At 64.5% G+C, this 13,586-nt stretch carries 10 protein-coding genes; 4 read left to right on the plus strand and 6 right to left on the minus strand.

The genetic code is table 11. The features are described 5' to 3' along the window. Window positions 1-27: 27 nt before the first annotated feature. Entirely contained in the window at window positions 28-933 is a 906-nt protein-coding gene (locus J3E64_RS15365; protein WP_253343905.1) for a LysR family transcriptional regulator, read from the minus strand. 96 nt (window positions 934-1,029) lie between these two features. On the opposite strand from J3E64_RS15365, the gene J3E64_RS15370 reads away from it, so the two are divergent. Then, window positions 1,030-3,144, plus strand: a complete 2,115-nt coding sequence (locus J3E64_RS15370) for a malate synthase G (RefSeq protein ID WP_253343906.1) — start codon at window positions 1,030-1,032, stop codon at window positions 3,142-3,144. A gap of 45 nt (window positions 3,145-3,189) precedes the next feature. On the opposite strand, the gene J3E64_RS15375 is transcribed toward J3E64_RS15370, so the two are convergent. The 3 genes from J3E64_RS15375 to yghU form a co-directional block, all read right to left on the minus strand. Then, the gene (locus tag J3E64_RS15375) at window positions 3,190-4,998 is read right to left on the minus strand and encodes a DUF885 family protein (protein ID WP_253343907.1); all 1,809 of its coding nucleotides are present in this window, start codon (window positions 4,996-4,998) and stop codon (window positions 3,190-3,192) included. Between the two features lie 105 nt (window positions 4,999-5,103). After that, the gene (gene chrA, locus J3E64_RS15380; protein ID WP_253343908.1) at window positions 5,104-6,408 is read right to left on the minus strand and encodes a chromate efflux transporter; all 1,305 of its coding nucleotides are present in this window, start codon (window positions 6,406-6,408) and stop codon (window positions 5,104-5,106) included. 132 nt (window positions 6,409-6,540) lie between these two features. Beyond that, the gene (gene yghU, locus J3E64_RS15385; RefSeq protein WP_253343909.1) at window positions 6,541-7,413 is read right to left on the minus strand and encodes a glutathione-dependent disulfide-bond oxidoreductase; all 873 of its coding nucleotides are present in this window, start codon (window positions 7,411-7,413) and stop codon (window positions 6,541-6,543) included. Between the two features lie 346 nt (window positions 7,414-7,759). On the opposite strand from yghU, the gene groES reads away from it, so the two are divergent. Further along, complete coding sequence (groES, locus tag J3E64_RS15390) at window positions 7,760-8,047, plus strand: co-chaperone GroES (RefSeq protein ID WP_021243753.1); 288 nt, start codon at window positions 7,760-7,762, stop codon at window positions 8,045-8,047. Window positions 8,048-8,148: 101 nt separating this feature from the next. Further along, window positions 8,149-9,792: a chaperonin GroEL gene (gene groL, locus J3E64_RS15395; protein ID WP_253343910.1), complete on the plus strand. Its 1,644-nt coding sequence runs from the start codon at window positions 8,149-8,151 to the stop codon at window positions 9,790-9,792. A gap of 64 nt (window positions 9,793-9,856) precedes the next feature. On the opposite strand, the gene J3E64_RS15400 is transcribed toward groL, so the two are convergent. Together J3E64_RS15400 and J3E64_RS15405 are read right to left on the minus strand one after the other, a co-directional pair. Beyond that, the gene (locus tag J3E64_RS15400) at window positions 9,857-11,509 is read right to left on the minus strand and encodes a M28 family metallopeptidase (protein WP_253344005.1); all 1,653 of its coding nucleotides are present in this window, start codon (window positions 11,507-11,509) and stop codon (window positions 9,857-9,859) included. Window positions 11,510-11,531: 22 nt separating this feature from the next. Continuing rightward, entirely contained in the window at window positions 11,532-12,188 is a 657-nt protein-coding gene (locus J3E64_RS15405; RefSeq protein ID WP_253343911.1) for a glutathione S-transferase, read from the minus strand. A 123-nt stretch (window positions 12,189-12,311) separates the two neighbouring features. Here J3E64_RS15405 and J3E64_RS15410 point away from each other — a divergent pair, with 123 nt between their 5' ends. Next, a complete protein-coding gene (locus J3E64_RS15410; protein ID WP_253343912.1) occupies window positions 12,312-13,535 on the plus strand; it encodes a polyhydroxyalkanoate depolymerase in 1,224 nt (407 codons plus the stop codon). The last annotated feature ends 51 nt before the right edge of the window (window positions 13,536-13,586 follow it).

The raw sequence follows: 13,586 nt of genomic DNA on the forward strand, positions 1-13,586 counted from the left end.
CGCAGACGCCTTAGTGGGCGCGTCGGGTCAGGGCAATGGCCCAGCGTCCCATGGCGGCACCGGTGCGTAAAGCTGGACAAGGAACGCGATGAAGGCGGTCAGCGCGCGCGGCGGATTGGCATGGGGCAAGTGCGTGGCGAACAGGCTGACCTCGGCCGATCCCTCATGGTCGGGCAGGACCTGCCGGACATGCCCCGCCGCCAGCGCATCGCTCACGTCCCAGAGCGACCGGAGCGCGATGCCCGTCCCCGTCAGGCACAGTTCGCGCACCATTTCGCTGCTGTTCGTGCGCACATGGCTGCGCCCGTCTATGGTCACCGGCCCTGTCGGCCCGACCAGCCGCCATGGCAATTGCCCGTCGGCGGCCAGCAGATGGTGGACCTTCAGGTCCGCCAGCCTCTCCGGAATGCCGTGACGATCCAGATAGGCGGGCGCCGCGCACAGGATGCGCCGGTTGCGCGCCAGCCGCCGGATCGCCAGCCCGGGTCCCGGATCGGCGGCGATCCGGATGGCGATGTCCGTGCGCGCCTCGATCAGGTCGATATATTCATCGGTCAGGTCGATCGTCAGTTCGACGCGGGGATGCGCGTCCAGGAAACGGTGAAGATGGGGGGCGACATGGATGCGACCGAAGGATGTCGGCGCGCTGACGCGCAAGGGGCCGGCGATCACCGCGGATGCGCCGGTCACGCGTCGCTCGGCCTCGTCCAGCGCGGCCAATATGTCGCTCAGGTCGGCGTGCAGTCGTTCCCCGGCGGGCGTCAGCGCCAGCCTTCTGGTAGTGCGATGGATCAGCCTGGCGCCCAGCCTCTCCTCCAGCCGCGCCAGCCGCTTCGACATCATCGCCGGGGAAATATGCATCCGTCGTCCCGCCGCCGCCAGTCCGCCTTCCTCGACGACACGGACGAACAGTTCATGGTCGGGATCCATCATATTATTTCACCTTGGGAAATTCTGTATTCGAATAATATCCTCTAAAAGCCATAATTGAAAAGGTCTATGGATGTGGCAAGCTAAGGAGTGGATGTGATGAACGACCGCATGATCGACAAGGCCGGCCTCTTGGTCGCGCCGCAACTGGCCGATTTCATCGAACAGCGTGCGTTGCCGGGAACCGGGATCGCGCCCGACGCCTTCTGGCCCGGCGTCTCGGCCATCTTCGCGCGGTTCGCGCCGGAAAATGCAGCACTGCTCGCCACCCGCGACACGATACAGCAGCGGATCGACGCCTGGCATGTGGCGCGCAGGGGCCAGCCGCACGCCCCTGTCGCCTATCAGGCTTTCCTGCGGGAGATCGGCTATCTGGTCGATGAACCCGCACCGTTCGCCATCGGCAGCGCCAACGTCGATGCGGAGGTCGCACGCCTCGCCGGGCCGCAGCTTGTCGTCCCCATCCTGAACGCGCGCTTCCTGCTCAATGCCGCAAATGCCCGGTGGGGCAGCCTGTATGATGCGCTCTACGGGACCGACGCGATACCCGGAAGCGCCGCCGCGAAGGGCTATGATGCCGCGCGCGGCGCGCAGGTCATCGCCTGGGCCAGAGCCTTCCTTGACGATGCGATCCCGCTGGCCGGCGGCAGCTGGGCCGACCTGACCGACGACCGACCCGTCCTGGCCGATCCCGCCCAGTTCGTCGGCACCAGCGAAAAGGGTCGCCTGTTCCGCCATAACGGCCTGCATGTTGAGGTCGTGTTCGATCGCGCGCACCCGATCGGGCGGGACGACCCGGCCGGCATCGCCGACGTCATCCTGGAATCCGCGCTGACCACCATCTGCGACCTGGAGGATTCGGTCGCGGCGGTCGATGCGGCTGACAAGGTCGCCGCCTATGCCAACTGGCTGGGCCTGATGCGGGGCGACCTGACCGACACGTTCGAAAAGGGCGGGGCGATGATGACCCGTGCCCTCAACCCCGACCGTGCTTACACCGGGCCGGACGGCGCCGGCTTCACCCTGCCGGGTCGCAGCCTGCTGTTCGTCCGCAATGTGGGGCATCTGATGACGACGCCCGCCGTCCGCCTGCCCGGCGGCCAGGAAGCCCCCGAAGGTATCCTCGACGGCATCGTCACCAGCCTGATTGCGCTGCACGATCTGAACGGCCGCAACGCCAACAGCCGCGCGGGCAGTGTCTATATCGTCAAGCCGAAGATGCACGGGCCGGAGGAAGCCGGCTTCACCGATCGCCTGTTCGACGCGATCGAGGATCTGCTGGGCATGGCCCGCCACACGATCAAGGTCGGCGTCATGGACGAGGAACGGCGCACCTCGGCGAACCTCGCCGCCTGCATCCATGCCGTGCGCGACCGCATAGTCTTCATCAACACCGGCTTCCTCGACCGCACGGGGGACGAGATGCACACGTCGATGCAGGCCGGTCCGATGATCCGCAAGGGCGAGATGAAATCGAGTGACTGGATCGCGGCCTATGAGGATCGCAATGTCCAGATCGGCCTCGCCTGCGGGCTGTCGGGCCGGGCGCAGATCGGCAAGGGCATGTGGGCCGCGCCCGACCGGATGGCCGACATGCTGGACCAGAAGGTCGGCCATCCCCTGAGCGGTGCCAACACCGCCTGGGTGCCCTCGCCGACCGCCGCCACGCTGCACGCGACCCATTATCACCGCGTCGACGTGTTTGCCCGGCAGGAGCAGCGCCGGGCGGAGGGCGTCGCACCGTTGGAAAAGCTGCTCGCCATTCCGGTCGCGGCGGGCCGCAACTTCTCGGAAGAGGAAATCGCGCAGGAACTGGACAATAACGCGCAGGGCATATTGGGCTATGTCGTCCGCTGGGTCGACCAGGGCGTGGGTTGTTCCAAGGTGCCCGACATCCATGACATCGGCCTGATGGAGGATCGCGCCACGCTGCGCATTTCCTCGCAGCATATGGCCAACTGGCTGCTGCACGGCATCTGCACGGCGGATCAGGTCGATGCGGCGCTCCGGCGCATGGCGGCAAAGGTCGACGCCCAGAACGAAGGCGATCCGCTTTATCAGCCGATGCACGGCCGCGAAACGGAAAGTCTCGCCTATCAGGCCGCCCGCGCGCTGGTGTTCGAAGGCGTCGCGCAGCCCAGCGGCTACACCGAGCCGCTGCTGCACGCCTTCCGCGCCCGCAAGAAGGCGGAAACCGCGCTCGAAACCGCATGAAGGGCAGCGGCGTCCCCGATCGTTCGGGGACGCCGCTTCAGCCGGTCAGCCCTTGACCATCCGGGCGCGCGCCGCGACCCGTTTTTCCAGCATCGACAGCGGCATCGCGCCTTCCTCGAGTATGGCGTGGAATTGCTTGAGATCGAACGCGTCGCCCAGCTCTGCCTGCGCCGCCGCGCGCGACCGGGTCCATACGCCATGGCCCACCTTGTAGCTGGTCGCCTGCCCCGGCTGGGTGCAGTAACGCTCGACCTCCCGCTGGCAGCGCGGGCGCGCGAAGCCCGTCTTTTCCACCATATAGTCGGTCGCCTGTTCGCGGCTCCATTTCTTCGCGTGGATGCCGGTATCGACCGCCAGCCGCGCCGCGCGGAACAGGAAGGACTGAAGATAGCCCGCCCGGTCGAGCGGGGTTGCATAACCGCCCAGTTCGTCCGCCAGCTGTTCGGCATAGAGCGCCCAGCCTTCGCTATAGGCGCTCATGAAGGCGATCTTGCGCAGCATGGGAATATCGCCGGCCGTCTGCGCCGTCGAAATCTGGAGATGATGACCCGGCACACCTTCATGGTAGGTCAGCGCGGGCAGGCCATATTTCGGCCAGTCGCCCACATCTTTCAGGTTGATGAAGTAGATGGCCGGGCGCGACCCGTCCAGCGCGGCACGGTTGTAATAGCCGTTGGAGGCGCCGTCCTGGATCTCCACCGGCACGGCGCGGATGTCCAGCTTCGTGTCGGGGATGGTGGCAAAGGCCTGCGGCAGCTTCGCCTTCATGGCGTCAAGGTCGCGATTGAGCTGCGCCAGCAGCGCCGCGCGTCCGTCCGCGCTGTCGGCATAGAGTTGCGACGGCTCCGTGTTGAGCGCCGCCAGCCGCTCGCCCACCGAACCTTCGGTGTAGCCCGCGCCCTTCAGGATGGTGTCGAGCTGCCCGCTGATGTCCGCGACCTGCTCTATGCCCATCGCATGGATCTGCTCGGCGGACAGATCCGTCGTGGTCGCCTGCTTCAGGGCCGCGGCGTATATCTCGTCCCCGCGCGGCGTGCGCCATACGCCGTCGCCTTCGGCGGTGCGGCCCTTCAGCGCCTCTATCGCCGCGATCTGCTGGTCCAGGGCGGGATAGATCGCCTTTTCGACCAGCGTGCTCGCCCGCGACTGCCAGTCGCCCCCAATGTCTTTGGCGGCGGCCCGCTTTACCAGCGACTGCACCATGGAACTGTCCGCCGCCGGCTGGCCGCGCAGCTTGCGAAGCTGGCCCAGCGTCAGCTCCAGCGACCAGCCGGGCGCCAGATAGCCGCGCGCCGCTTCGTCCCGCTGCAACGCGGTGTCGGTGCGCAGGTTGCCGGCCAGCGCGTCCAGTCGCGCGACATAGGCCTCGCAATCGGCCACGTCGTTGATCGTGTGCGCGGTGTTCAGGAAATCGGGCGTGCGGAAATAGCTGCCGCCCTGCTGGAAGATGCGATAGGGACGCTGCACGCTGTTGAGGCCGAACTGCGCGGGCGCCACCGTCTGCTGGCCCAGCGAATAGAGGATGACATCCAGGTTCAGCCTCTGCGCGTCGGACAGGCTGGCGGACTGAAATGCCTCCAGCTCCTTGATCGCCGCCTGCGTCATGCGCAGCTGTTTCATCATGCCCGACTTGCTGTTGTCGTCCAGTTGCTGCTTCGCCTCGGCGCGGGCGCCCTTGTCCAGCCCCAGGCTGGTGACCAGCATCGGCGACATGTCGAGCACCCGCTCGAAGATGGCGGCGAAGCTGGCCGACAGGCGGGCATCGTCATCGCCGGCGACCTGGGCGACCGCGCGCGGCGCGATGGAGGCGAGCGCTGCGGCCCCGGTGCTGGAAAGAAACTGGCGGCGGTCCATGGTACGACTCCCATTATCTGTCTCTACCGCCTGTCTTACCCGACCGAAGACGACCGTCCAGTACCTTGTAACAAAATTACGCGGACGTAATATCTTCTTGCGAGTTCATCCGGTTAGGGCGAACAGCAGGCCGGTCGCCGAAGCCAGGACCAAAGTCACGATGACGCTGGCTTTCATCCGGAATATCATGAACGCGGCACCCAGTGCGATCAGCGCTGTAGGCGCGTTCAGGCTGGTCGGGTCGGGTACCGACATATGCATGCCAAGGATGTTCCATCGCTCCAGCCGGTTGAACAGCACATGCATGGCAAACCACAAGGTCAGGTTGGCGATCACGCCGACGATTGCCGCGGTGAGTGCGGCCAGGGCGCCTTGAAGGCGCGGCGCATGCTCCAGTCGCTCCATCCACGGGGCCACCGCGAATATCCAGAGGAAACAGGGCGCGAATGTAACCCACAGGGTGATGAGTGCGCCCAGCGTCCCGGCAAGAAGCGGCGAGAAGGGTGCAGGAGAGCGGAACGCGCCGACGAAACCGACAAACTGCGTGACAAGAATGAGCGGACCGGGCGTCGTCTCGGCCAACCCCAGGCCGTCCGTCATCTCGGCCGCGGACAGCCAGTGCATCGATTGCACCGTTTCCTGCGCCATGTAGGTCAGCACGGCATATGCCCCCCCGAACGTCACGACCGCCAACTGCGAAAAGAAGGCGCCGATCTTCCAGAGAATATGGTCCGGGCCGAGCAGCAGCCGGATGATTGCCATGGGTGCGGCCCATATGAGCAGCCATAGCAGGATCGAGCGGGCGGTTTTCGCCCATGGCAGCGGTGTTTCTGGCGGGCCGGTGTCGGGTGCGCCGTGCGGCTTGAGCCATTCGGGCCTGAAAAGGCTCAGCACAAACCCCAGCAGAGCCGCTCCCAGCACGATGACGGGGAAGGGCAGGGCCAACAGAAACAGTGCGAGAAATGCAACAAGGGCCAGCATGCCCTTGAAACGGGTATTGATTGTGCGTCGGCCGATCCGAAGCAGCGCCTGGGCCACGATGGCCAGCACGGCGGCCTTTATACCCATGAACAGGGCGGCAACCGGCCACATGCCGGCGGCATAGGCATAGAGAATCGACAGGCCCAGCATGACGCCCGCCCCGGGGATGACGAACAGCGAGCCGGCAGCCAGTCCGCCCTTCACGCCGTGCAGTCGCCAGCCGATCCAGGTCGCGAGTTGCTGCGCTTCCGGCCCGGGCAGGAGATGGCAGACATTCAGTGCGCGCAGGAATGCGGGCTCGTCGATCCAGCCTCTCTCTTCCACGACTTCACGATGCATCAGTGCGATCTGGCCGGCCGGACCGCCGAAGCTCAACAGGCCGATCCTGCCGAACAGGCGTATCGTCTGCGAAAATGTAGGATTGGTCATAAGCCCCCCCAGCCGAAGGTCATCGACCATCGGCCTTGCAAACCGCAACGCTTGGGCGGGGAGCGCCTGATCGGGAGGTTGCCTGGTCCCGATTGCGGCCATCCTGGCGCAATCGGGGCGACGGATCAAGCGTCAGCCGGCAGCTTCCAGCTTGTCCTGCGTGCGCGTGGCGAAGTCACCGGCGTCGTGCCGCTCGTGCAACTGGCCTTCCGGCGGGCCGTTGGTCCGGTTGACCATCACCCCGCGCTTCACCGCGGGCCGGGCATCGATCCGGTTCGCCCAGCGGAGCAGATTGGCATAGCCCGCCGTGTCCAGAAATTCGGCCGCATCATAGGCACGGCCCAGGGCTACGCCGCCATACCAGGGCCATATCGCCATGTCGGCGATGCTGTATTCGCTCCCGGCCATATAATCATTGTCGGCCAGATGCCGGTCCAGCACGTCCATCTGCCGCTTCACTTCCATCGTATAGCGGTTGATCGGATATTCGTATTTCTCCGGCGCATAGGCGTAGAAATGGCCGAACCCGCCGCCCAGAAGCGGCGCGCTGCCCATCTGCCAGAACAGCCAGCTGATCGCCGCTGTCCGCGCCGCCGGATCGGCAGGCAGGAACCGTCCGAATTTCTCGGCCAGATAGAGCAGGATCGCGCCCGATTCGAACACCCGCTGCGGGGGCGAGACGCCATGATCCATCAAGGCGGGAATCTTGCTGTTGGGGTTGGCGCCGACGAAACCGCTGGAAAACTGGTCGCCATCGTGGATGCGGATCAGCCAGGCGTCATATTCCGCTTCTGTGACGCCCGCTTCCAGCAATTCCTCCAACAGGATCGTCACCTTCTGGCCATTGGGCGTGGCGAGCGAATAGAGCTGGAGCGGGTGCTTGCCGACCGGTAGATCCTTGTCATGCGTCGGCCCGGCGACCGGCCGGTTGATACTGGCGAAGGCGCCGCCATTGGCCTTGTCCCAGATCCAGACGCGCGGCGGTGTATAGGGCGTATCGCTCAACGGGAAATCCTTTCCGGCCGACTATGGTCTGCCGCAGGTAGGAACGCCTGGCGATGTCCGCAAGCCGGGTCCGCCGGCCCCATGGCCGGCGCGCCTTGCCGCAGGCTGCTCGACGAACGGCGCTGCCGGGCGAAGAAAGGACCGGCACTAAGGTGAAAAAAAATGGGGTCCGCCCTTGACGGTGGGGCCGGGCTGGCCATATTCGCGCTGCTGGCACTCCTGATGCAGGAGTGCTAACAAAGGAAAGTTCATCGGGAGAAGGACGGGCGCAGGGATCATCCGGGGAGGACGACTCGCCGGGGCTGTGCGCCAGACCATCCCAAAGTACAAGGGAAAGGCACTCAACATGGCATTTCGTCCGTTGCACGACCGTGTTCTCGTTCGCCGCGTGGAAGCGGAAGAGAAAACCGCCGGTGGCATCATCATCCCCGACAGCGCCAAGGAAAAGCCGCAGGAAGGCGAAATCGTCGCCGTCGGCACCGGCAGCAAGGCGGAAGATGGCAAGGTGACCCCGCTGGACGTGAAGGCCGGCGACCGCATCCTGTTCGGTAAATGGTCGGGCACCGAAGTGAAGGTCGATGGTGAAGACCTGCTCATCATGAAGGAATCGGACATTCTCGGCGTCGTCGCGTAAAGCTGCGAACCCGATCCCGTTTCCGTTTTTTCGCGAAAATTCATGCCTGCAACGGTGTGAACTTCGCAAGTTTCGCAATTTCTGAAGAGAGGTAAAAGATCATGGCAGCGAAGGACGTAAAGTTTTCGCGTGACGCCCGTGAGCGCATCCTGCGCGGCGTCGACATCCTGGCCGACGCGGTCAAGGTGACCCTGGGTCCCAAGGGCCGCAACGTCGTCATCGACAAGAGCTTCGGCGCGCCCCGCATCACCAAGGACGGCGTCAGCGTCGCCAAGGAAATCGAACTGAAGGACAAGTTCGAGAATATGGGCGCCCAGATGGTCCGCGAAGTCGCTTCGAAGACCAACGACATCGCCGGTGACGGCACCACCACCGCGACCGTCCTGGCCCAGGCCATCGTGCGCGAAGGCATGAAGTCGGTTGCCGCCGGCATGAACCCGATGGACCTGAAGCGCGGCATCGACCTCGCCGTCGGTAAGGTCGTCGAGGACATTTCCAGCCGTTCGAAGCCGGTTTCGGGTTCGTCGGAAGTTGCCCAGGTCGGCATCATTTCGGCCAATGGCGACGTCGAAGTCGGCCAGAAGATCGCCGAAGCGATGGAAAAGGTCGGCAAGGAAGGCGTCATCACCGTCGAGGAAGCCAAGGGCCTGGAATTCGAGCTGGACGTCGTCGAAGGCATGCAGTTCGACCGCGGCTACCTGTCGCCCTACTTCATCACCAACCCGGAAAAGATGCAGGTCGAACTGGCTGACCCCTACATCCTGATCCACGAGAAGAAGCTGTCGAACCTCCAGTCGATCCTGCCGATCCTCGAAGCGGTGGTCCAGTCGGGCCGTCCGCTGCTGATCATCGCGGAAGACATTGAAGGCGAAGCGCTGGCGACCCTGGTCGTCAACAAGCTGCGCGGCGGCCTGAAGGTTGCTGCGGTCAAGGCTCCGGGCTTCGGCGACCGCCGCAAGGCCATGCTGGAAGACATCGCCGTCCTGACCAAGGGCGAAGTGATCTCGGAAGACCTGGGCATCAAGCTCGAAAACGTCACGCTCGGCATGCTCGGTACCGCCAAGCGCGTCACCATCGACAAGGACAACACCACCATCGTCGATGGCGCCGGTGATGCCGGTTCGATCAAGGCCCGCACGGAACAGATCCGCGCGCAGATCGAGACGACGACGTCCGACTACGACCGCGAGAAGCTCCAGGAGCGTCTGGCGAAGCTGGCCGGCGGCGTGGCCGTCATCAAGGTCGGCGGTGCCACCGAGGTCGAGGTGAAGGAGCGCAAGGACCGCGTCGACGACGCGCTGCACGCGACCCGCGCGGCTGTCGAGGAAGGCATCGTCCCCGGCGGTGGCACGGCGCTGCTCTACGCGACCAAGTCGCTCGACGGCGTCACCGGCATCAACGACGACCAGACCCGCGGCATCGACATCGTTCGCAAGTCGCTGACCTCGCTGGTGCGTCAGATCGCGGCCAATGCCGGCCATGACGGTGCGGTCGTGTCGGGCAAGCTGCTCGACCAGAGCGACACCTCGTTCGGCTTCAACGCGTCGACCGACACCTACGAAAACCTGGTTGCTGCCGGCGTCATCGACCCGACCAAGGTCGTGCGCACCGCGCTCCAGAACGCTGCCTCGGTTGCTGGTCTGCTGATCACCACCGAAGCCACCATCGCCGAGCTGCCGGAAGACAAGTCCGCTGCTCCCGCGATGCCGGGCGGCATGGGCGGCATGGGCGGCATGGACTTCTAAGTTCTGCGCCTTGTCTGACGGAACGGGCCGGCGGAGCGATCCGCCGGCCTTTTTCGTGCCTGGTCTATCGTCGTTCGGCCGCGCTCCGGTCGCGGATTGCCTTGAATTCCGATCCCGCTTTCCACTCCGGCCAGCGGTCCGAAGTCGCCAGGTCGCGCCCGATGCCGAGCATCAGGTCGACATCCTGCGCGGCTCCGTCCAGTTTCCAGCCGTCGTTCACAGCATCGCAGGCCTGATGATAGCATTGGCCGGTATAGGCATCGACCCAGGCCTGCCCTGCCGCCCGGCCGCCCTCGACCAGGTCCGACGCGCCCGCGATCCCCATGATCAGCAGCACCGGCACGCCGCGCTTCGCCATGGAAAAATGATCCGCCCGATAGAACAGCCCGCGTTCGGGCAGGCTTTCCTGCGTCACCGCGCGCCCCTGCGTGGCAGCGACCCTCGCCATGTCGTCCTCCAGCGTGTCCTGACCCTTGCCGACCAGGATCACGTCCTTTGCCTTGCCCGCCGTCTGCATGATGTCGATGGTCAGGTTCGCGACCGTCTTTTCCAGTGGCCAGACCGGGTTCGTGGCATAATATTCGGACCCCAGCAGCCCACGCTCTTCCGCCGTCCAGGCGGCGAAAAGGATGGAACGGTCCGGCGTCGGCCCGGCCTTGAACGCGCGTGCGATTTCGAACAGCGACGCGATGCCCAGCGCATCGTCATTGGCCCCCGCGCGATAGATGCGCCCCTGCGCGTCCGGCTTGCCCGCGCCATAGGCGTCCCAGTGCGCGCCATACATCACGGTTTCGCCGGGGCGTTTTGCGCCGGGAATGCGGGCGAGGACATTCGCGCTCTGCACCACCTCCTGCTTCACCGGGAAGGCGGCGGAAAAACTGGCGCCCTTGAGCGCTACCGGGCGGAAATTCCTCGACCGCGCCTGTTGCCGCAGCGTCGACAGGTCGAGCCCAGCACCCGAAAACAGTGCCTCGGCCGCCGTGCTCTCGATCCACCCCTGGACCTGAAGGCTGGTCAGCTTGTCGGTCGGTCGCACCAGATCGTAATTTTCACCGGCCGGGCTGGTCACGACATTCCAGCCATAGCCCGCGCCTGCTGTGTCATGCACGATCAGCGCGCCTATGGCGCCGCGCCGGGCCGCTTCCTCGAACTTGTAGGTCCAACGGCCATAATAGGTCATCGTCCGTCCGCCGAACTTGCCGATGGCGTCGTCGCCCTTCACCGCTTCGAAATCGGGATCGTTCACCAGGAAAATGGCTATCTTGCCAGTGAGGTCGACTCCCTTGAAATCGTCCCATCCTCGCTCCGGCGCGGACACGCCGTAGCCCACAAAGACCATCGGCGCCCTGTCGAGCGCCACATGGTCGCGCGGCTGAAGGGTGGAAAGATAGACTTGTTGCCCGAAGGTCCAGGGCGTCGTGGTGGCGCCCTGCGCTACGCCGAGCGTTTCGGCGGGGCCGAGCTTTGTGTGTAACAGGGGGACGGTCTGCACCCACTGGCCATCGGGCCCGCCCGGTTCCAGCCCCAGCGCCTGGAACCGGCCCACCAGATAGCCGATCGTGCGATCTTCGCCTGGCGTTCCGGGCGCGCGTCCCTCGAACAGGTCGGACGCAAGCGTGCGGGCGGACCGTTCCAGTGCGTCGGGACTGATGGTCTGGGCGTGAAGGGGCAGGGCGATGGTCAGGCCGAGCGCGGCCAGGATGCGGGCATGGTTCATCATGCCCGCATCCCTGAACCCCTCAGAATTCGATGTCCAGTTCCTCGACTTCGTCGGGTTCGAAGCGGGCAGCGTCGATCCATTCGCGCATCAGCGCCCAGCCGTTGATGGTCTTGCAATAGCCCGCACATGCCGGGGAAACCGGCACGGCATAGGTCAGGAACCGTTCGGCGACCGGCGCGAACATGGCGTCGGCTACAGTCGGATGATCGCCGAACAGCCACGGGCCGCCATAGCTGTCGAGGCATTCCGTCCAGATGGTTTCTATCCGTTCGATGTCCGGCTTGGCCCCAGAAAAGATCGGGAACTTAGTGTGCCGGACCTTCAGGTTCATCGGCAGGGCGGAGCGCAGATTGGCGAACCCGGAGTGAATCTCTCCCGATACGGATCGGCAATGCGCCCGGGCGATCCGGTCATCGGGATACATGCCCGCGCCGGGATAGAGTTCGTGCAGATATTCGGCGATCGCCAGCGTGTCCCATACGCTCGCGCCTTCGTGCGTCAGGCGCGGAACCAGTACGGAAGGCGACAAAAGCAGCAGTTCGGCGCGGTTTTCCGGATCGTCCAGCGCCACCATCTTTTCCACCACGTCCAGACCGGCCAAGCGGCACAGCAACCAGCCGCGTAACGACCAGGACGAATAATTTTTGCTCGAAATGGTCAGTTCCGCTACAGCCATGCTTTCCTCCCGGTTCAACCCTTGCTCACATTATTCATGATGCAGTGCAACATGAAAAGCATGTATAGCCTATCGTGAAAAGATTGATTCGTTCGGGACACAATACAGGACGCGTTGGCAATCATGCGTATGCTTTATACCGGCTATCAGGCCTGGAACGACATGCTGGCACCGGCCCGGTTCGGGGCGCAGGTGGCGCTCGGCGTCCGGGACAAGCTCGGCCCTGCCGCCGACGGGCCGATGTATCGCCGGATGTTCGCGCTGATGGATATTTTCCAAGGCGCCAAGCTGACGCACAAGCGACCTGCCTATGCCATCGGGTCGGTACGCAGCGGCAACGCCGAAGTGACGGTGCGCGAGGAAATATTGCTCGACATGCCGTTCGGGACGTTGCTGCATTTCGCCAAGGACGAGGTGGAAACGCCGCAGCCGCGCGTGCTGGTCGTTGCCCCGATGTCCGGGCATTTCGCGACCTTGCTGCGCAGCACCGTCGCGACACTTTTGCGCGACCATGACGTCTACATCACCGACTGGAAGAATGCGCGCGACGTGCCGCTGTCGGCCGGGCGCTTCGGTTTCGACGACTATGTGGATTATGTGATCCACTTTTTCCAGGAACTGGGGCCGGGCGCACACCTGCTGTCCGTGTGCCAGCCCTGCGTGCCCGCGCTGGCCGCCGTTGCGCTGATGTCGGAGGACAAGGATCCGTCGACCCCCCGATCAATGACGCTGATGGGCGGTCCGATCGACACGCGCGTGTCGCCGACGGTCGTCAACGACCTTGCCAATGAAAAGCCGATCGACTGGTTTGAAAAGAACCTGATCTCCGTCGTCCCCTTTCGCTATGCCGGGCGCGGGCGGGAAGTCTATCCCGGCTTTCTTCAGCTTTCCGCCTTCATGTCGATGAACCTGGAGCGCCATGGGGCGCAGCACCGCGAGCTGTATCAGCTCCTGGCGGACGGAAAGGACGTCGAAGCGCAGCGGATAAAGGATTTCTACGAGGAATATTTCGCCGTCCTCGACATGACCAAGGAATTCTACCTGGAAACCGTCGACATGGTGTTCCAGCGCACCTTGCTGGCCAAGGGTGAATTGATGCACCGCGAGCGCAAGGTCGATCCCGGCCTGATCCGCAAGACCGCGCTGCTCACCGTAGAGGGGGAAAAGGACGATGTCTGCGCGGTGGGCCAGACTGCGGCCGCGCATCATCTGTGCAGCGGCTTGCGCCCGCATCTCAAGCGCCACCATCTGCAACCGGGCGTGGGCCATTATGGTGTCTTTTCCGGCAGCAAATGGGAAAAGCAGGTCTATCCGCAGGTCCGCAACATGATCCTGTCGATGAATTGAGACGGGGGCGGTGCGAACTTGCGGCCCGGCCCGGTTTGCATGTCAAAGTCA

The organism is Sphingobium sp. OAS761 (assembly GCF_024168485.1).
GTDB lineage: Bacteria > Pseudomonadota > Alphaproteobacteria > Sphingomonadales > Sphingomonadaceae > Sphingobium.